The sequence below is a fragment of the Motilibacter deserti genome (genome assembly GCF_011250635.1).
GTDB lineage: Bacteria > Actinomycetota > Actinomycetes > Motilibacterales > Motilibacteraceae > Motilibacter_A > Motilibacter_A deserti.
Window position 1 is genome coordinate 1 of record NZ_JAANNP010000121.1, and the last position, 4,881, is coordinate 4,881.

A 4,881-nucleotide genomic window follows, 5' to 3' on the forward strand; every position below is an offset into this window, starting at 1 on the left:
GCCCGCGCGACGTCGTGCCGCTCGTCATCGGGGACGCCCGCTTCAGCAGTCTGCGCGGTGGTTGTCCTCCCACGTTCGGATGATCACCGCCGCTGGCAAGCCTCTGCTGTCGTTTGCGTGATCTACTTCCGCGCCGTGCGTCAACGAATGCTCCTTCTCGTGACCGGCCTCGCGGTCGCCGGCACCACAAGCGTCGCGACCGCCGCGGTGGTCGAACGGTCGGCGGCCGGCGGCCGGCTGACGACCGCCTGCGTGCAGGGCAAGACCAAGGCCCTCTTCGCGGCGACGAACGGCAGGTGCCCGAAGGGCTCGACCGCCGTCGCGCTCGGGGCGGCCCCGACGGCGGTGCGCGGGCCTGCAGGACCGGAGGGCGACCCAGGTGCCCAGGGGGCCGCGGGGCCCGCTGGTGCAGCGGGCCCGGCCGGGGCGGCCGGGCCGGCTGGTGCGCCGGGCACCCCGGGCCAGACCGGGGCGACCGGGCCGCGGGGCGAGGCCGGGGCCACGGGGGCGACCGGCGCGGTCGGGCCTCGGGGGGACACCGGGCCGGCCGGGTCTACGGGTGCCGCAGGTGCGGCCGGCGCGCCCGGGCCGAAGGGTGACCCCGGCCCCAAGGGCGACACCGGGCCGCAGGGTGAGCGGGGCGTCGGGCTGGACCGCATCGTCTCGCTGCGGAGCACGACCCAGGTGCCCCTGGTGCGCGATGCCTACCGCCCGGTCCTCACGATGACGCTGCCGGCCGGGCGCTACCAGCTCCACGCCGGCGTGCAGCTGCAGACCGGGAACCTCTCCATGGGGGCGAACGCGCACACGGAGATGCTGTCGGGAGGCTGTGGGCTCTGGCCGAGCACGGACTCGACCCAGCCGGGCTACGACAAGCAGCCCACCTACGTGTCCGCCACGTACGAGACACCTATGGATGTGACCACGCCGCTGTCTCTGATGGGGACGGTCGACAGCCCCCGCGAGGCCTCGGTCGTCCTCATGTGCACGTTGAGCTCGCGGCGGCACGAGGCGCAGCCCCCGGTCAACCCTGTGTGGAGCGACTACGCCGTGGCAACCGGTGCGTGGCTCGAGGCGCTGCCGCTCGGCTGACGGCCAGCGACCGCGGACGGCGGCCGGCTGCGTGCCGGCCGCCGTCCGCGTCCCGTCACCGGCTGTCGGCGCTCAGCTCTCCTGCCTTCTCCGGCACCGCGGCCCGTCCGGCCTCGAGCCGCGCGACCGGCACCCGGTAGGGCGAGCACGAGACGTAGTCCAGCCCGGCGGCGTGGGTGAAGTGGATCGACGGCGGGTTGCCGCCGTGCTCGCCGCACACCCCGAGGTGGAGCCCCTCGCGGACCTCGCGCCCCTCCCGGCACGCGACCGAGACCAGGCGCCCGACCCCGGAGCGGTCGAGCACCTCGAACGGCGAGTCGCCGAAGACGCCGGCGTCGAGGTAGCGCGGGAAGAACGAGCGCTCGACGTCGTCGCGGGAGAACCCCCACGCGGTCTGCGTCGGGTCGTTGGTGCCGAAGGAGAAGAAGTCCGCGGCCGTGGCGATCTCGCCTGCGGTGAGCGCCGCCCGCGGGAGCTCGATCATCGTCCCGATGCCGGCGGGGACGTGCACGCCGGTCTCCTGCTCCACCGCTGCGAGGGTGTGCTCGCACTGCTGACGCACGATCTCCAGTTCCTGAACCGCACTGACGAGCGGAATCATGATCTCGACCCGCGGGTCGAGCCCGCGCCGCAGCAGCGCCGCGGCCGCCTCCGCGAGGGCGCGGACCTGCATCTCGACGAGGCCCGGCACCACGATCCCGAGCCGCACCCCGCGCAGCCCGAGCATCGGGTTCTGCTCGTGGAGGCGGCGTACGGCCTGCAGCAGCTCGCGGTCCTGCGTCTCTGCGGTGCCGGTGGCCTCGGCCACGGCGACCCGGACCGAGAGCTCGGTGAGGTCGGGCAGGAACTCGTGCAGCGGGGGGTCGATGAGGCGGACGGTCACGGGGGAGCCGTCCATCGCGGCGAGGATCTCCTCGAAGTCCCCGCGCTGCAGCCGTCCGAGCTCGGTCAGCACCGCGTCCCGGGTGGCGTCGTCCTGCGCGAGCACGAGGCGCTCGACGAGCAGGCGGCGCTCGCCGAGGAACATGTGCTCCGTGCGGCAGAGGCCGATCCCCTCCGCCCCGAAGCGACGCGCCCGCTCGGCGTCCCTCGGCGTGTCCGCGTTCGCGCGTACGCCCAAGCGGCGCACCCGGTCACCGTGCTGCAGGAGCGTGTGCACCGGCCCGACGATGTCGTCCTCGTCGCTGTCCGTGCCGCCGCCCTCGTGCCGGCCGGGCTGGACCGAGCCCTCGAAGTAGTCGACGACGGGCGGGTTCTCCACGGGGATGCGGTCGAGGTAGACCTTGCCGCTCGTGCCGTCGACCGAGATGAGGTCGCCCTCGGAGACCACGGTGCCCGTGCTGGTGCGGAACTTCCGGCCGGGCGCGTCGACGGTGATGTCCTCGGCGCCGCAGACGCAGCACTTGCCCATCCCGCGGGCGACGACCGCAGCGTGGCTCGTCCGTCCACCGTGGCTGGTGAGGATCCCCTCGGCGGCGATCATCCCCTCGAGGTCGTCCGGCGTCGTCTCGCGCCGCACGAGGATGACACGCTCGCCCGCCGCAGCCCGGCGTACGGCATCCGCGCAGTCGAAGACGGCGATCCCGACGGCGGCGCCCGGTGAGGCGTTCATCCCGGTGGCGACCGGGCGGGCGTCGGACGGGGCGTGGAACCGGGGGAACATCAGCTGGGCGAGCTGGTCGCCGGTCACCCGCCGGAGCGCCTCGTCGAGGTCGATCGAGCGCTCGTCGACGAGCTGGGCGGCGATCCGGAAGGCAGCAGCGGGGGTGCGCTTGCCCACCCGGGTCTGCAGCATCCAGAGCTTGTGATGCTCGATGGTGAACTCGATGTCGCACAGGTCCTTGTAGTGCTCCTCGAGCGTCCGCATCGCGCGCAGCAGCTCGGCGTACGCCGCAGGGTCGATGTGCTCGAGCTCCAGAGCGGCACGGGGTTGCGGATGCCCGCGACCACGTCCTCGCCCTGCGCGTCCTGCAGGTAGTCGCCGTAGATCCCGGGCCGCCCCGTCGCCGGGTCCCGGGTGAAGGCCACCCCCGTGCCCGAGTCCATCCCCAGGTTGCCGAACACCATCGCCACCACGTTCACCGCGGTGCCGAGGTCGTTCGGGATGCGCTCCTGCCGGCGGTAGAGCACCGCCCGCGGGGCGTTCCAGGAGGCGAACACCGCGCGTACGGCGGCGTCGAGCTGCTCGCGCGGGTCCTGCGGGAAGTCCCGGCCGGTCTGCTGAAGGACGATCTCGCGTTCGCGCATGACGAGCGCACGCAGGTCGTCGACGTCGAGGCCGAGGTCGTCGGTCACGCCCTTGGCGGACTTCGCCGCGTCGAGCGCGTCGTGGAACAGGTGGACGTCGATGCCGAGCACCGTGGCGCCGAACATCGAGATGAGCCGCCGGTAGGAGTCCCACGCGAAGCGCGGGTCGCCCGAGCGCACCGCGAGGCCCTCGACGGAGGCGTCGTTCAGCCCGATGTCGAGCACCGTCTCCATCATCCCGGGCATCGAGAACTTCGCCCCGGACCGCACGCTGACCAGCAACGGGTCGGCGGAGTCGCCGAGGCGTCGCCCGGCCGCCTCCTCCATGCGAGCGAGCGCGGCATCGACCTGCCCGGCCAGCTCGGCGGGCTCCGCGCCGGTGCCGAAGTAGGCCCGGCAGGCCTCGGTCGTGATCGTGAACCCCGGCGGCACGGGGAGCCCCAGCCGGGCCATCTCCGCCAGCCCGGCCCCCTTGCCGCCCAGCAGGTCGCGCATGTCGCGCGAGCCCTCGGCGATGTCGTAGACGTACTTGGTCGGGTACGTGCTCATGCCACCTCCCGCTCGACGAGGAGCGGATCCGCAGGCTCCGCCGCACACGAGCGCCGGAGTGGCGGGGCCGAAGGGATCCCGTAGCTCCGACGGTAGGGCCGTGCGGCGCTGAAGGCGAGGGGCCGAAGTCAGCGGAAGCCTTTGCTGGGCTGGAAGGGCGCCTGGTCCCGGGGGACCTGTCCCGGGGGCGCGGGTCCCGTGGCTAGCGCCCCTCGATGCCAGGTGGCGAGGGAGCGGGGCGGCGAAGGCCCGGTAGCGACCGTCCTGACCTCGTCCCCGGGCTTTGGCGGGTGCGGGGCTCGGAATGTCGGCCGTACGCCGCCAGGCCCTGGTCCATCCGCCCCGTCGCAGGCGCAGGGCGCTCCGGCCTTGCGCGGACTTGCGCGACCTTGCGCGACCTTGCGCGGGGCTTGCGCGGCCTTGCGACGGCTGCGGCCTCGCGAAGTTGCGGCGACTCGGAGTGCATCGGCGCTGCGACGTTGCGAAAGGCTCTCCGCTGCGACGATGCGGCATCCCAACGGCTCGGCACTGCCACAATGTGCCGTCGTGACGAACCTATTGGCAGAATGCCACATTCTCGCGTTCGACATCCTGCACAACGGCCCGTGACCGCTGCTCGCGCCAGGTTTCCCGAACTCGACTTCTCACCTTTCGAGTGAGAAGCGGCCTTCCGTCATACCCTTGTTTCCGGGGTAGTTCTGTCAGTGGTGGCGGCTAGGTTGTCGGCATGGGAAACAGCATGGTCGACGCGCTCGCGGCATTGTCCGCGGCGATCGACGTGCTGTCCGCGGTCGACTTTGCAGACCTGTCGCCGGAGCAGGCCGGCGACGTTGCTGCCGCGCTGGTCCGGCAGGGCCGCCGGGTCGCTGCGGCGCAGGCGAAAGCGCTGGCGGTGTTCGACGCCTCCGGCGCGGCGCGGGCCGCGGGTGCGACCTCGACCGCGGCGTGGCTGCGCGGCACGGCGAACCTCTCGCCCGGCGACGCGACCGCCGC

General features: G+C 73.2%; 1 protein-coding gene and 2 pseudogenes. 2 read left to right on the plus strand and 1 reads right to left on the minus strand.

What is annotated here, in order from left to right; all coding sequences use genetic code 11:
- Window positions 1–159: 159 nt before the first annotated feature.
- Window positions 160–1,092 (plus strand): collagen-like domain-containing protein, encoded by a 933-nt coding sequence (locus G9H71_RS24775; RefSeq protein ID WP_269204784.1) that lies wholly within the window; start codon window positions 160–162, stop codon window positions 1,090–1,092.
- Between the two features lie 55 nt (window positions 1,093–1,147).
- Here G9H71_RS24775 and ppdK read toward each other — a convergent pair.
- A pseudogene (gene ppdK, locus G9H71_RS24175) lies at window positions 1,148–3,888 on the minus strand (pyruvate, phosphate dikinase).
- A gap of 727 nt (window positions 3,889–4,615) precedes the next feature.
- Between ppdK and G9H71_RS21010 the strand changes: the two are divergent.
- Window positions 4,616–4,881 (plus strand): annotated as a pseudogene (locus G9H71_RS21010) (hypothetical protein); the annotation flags it as partial.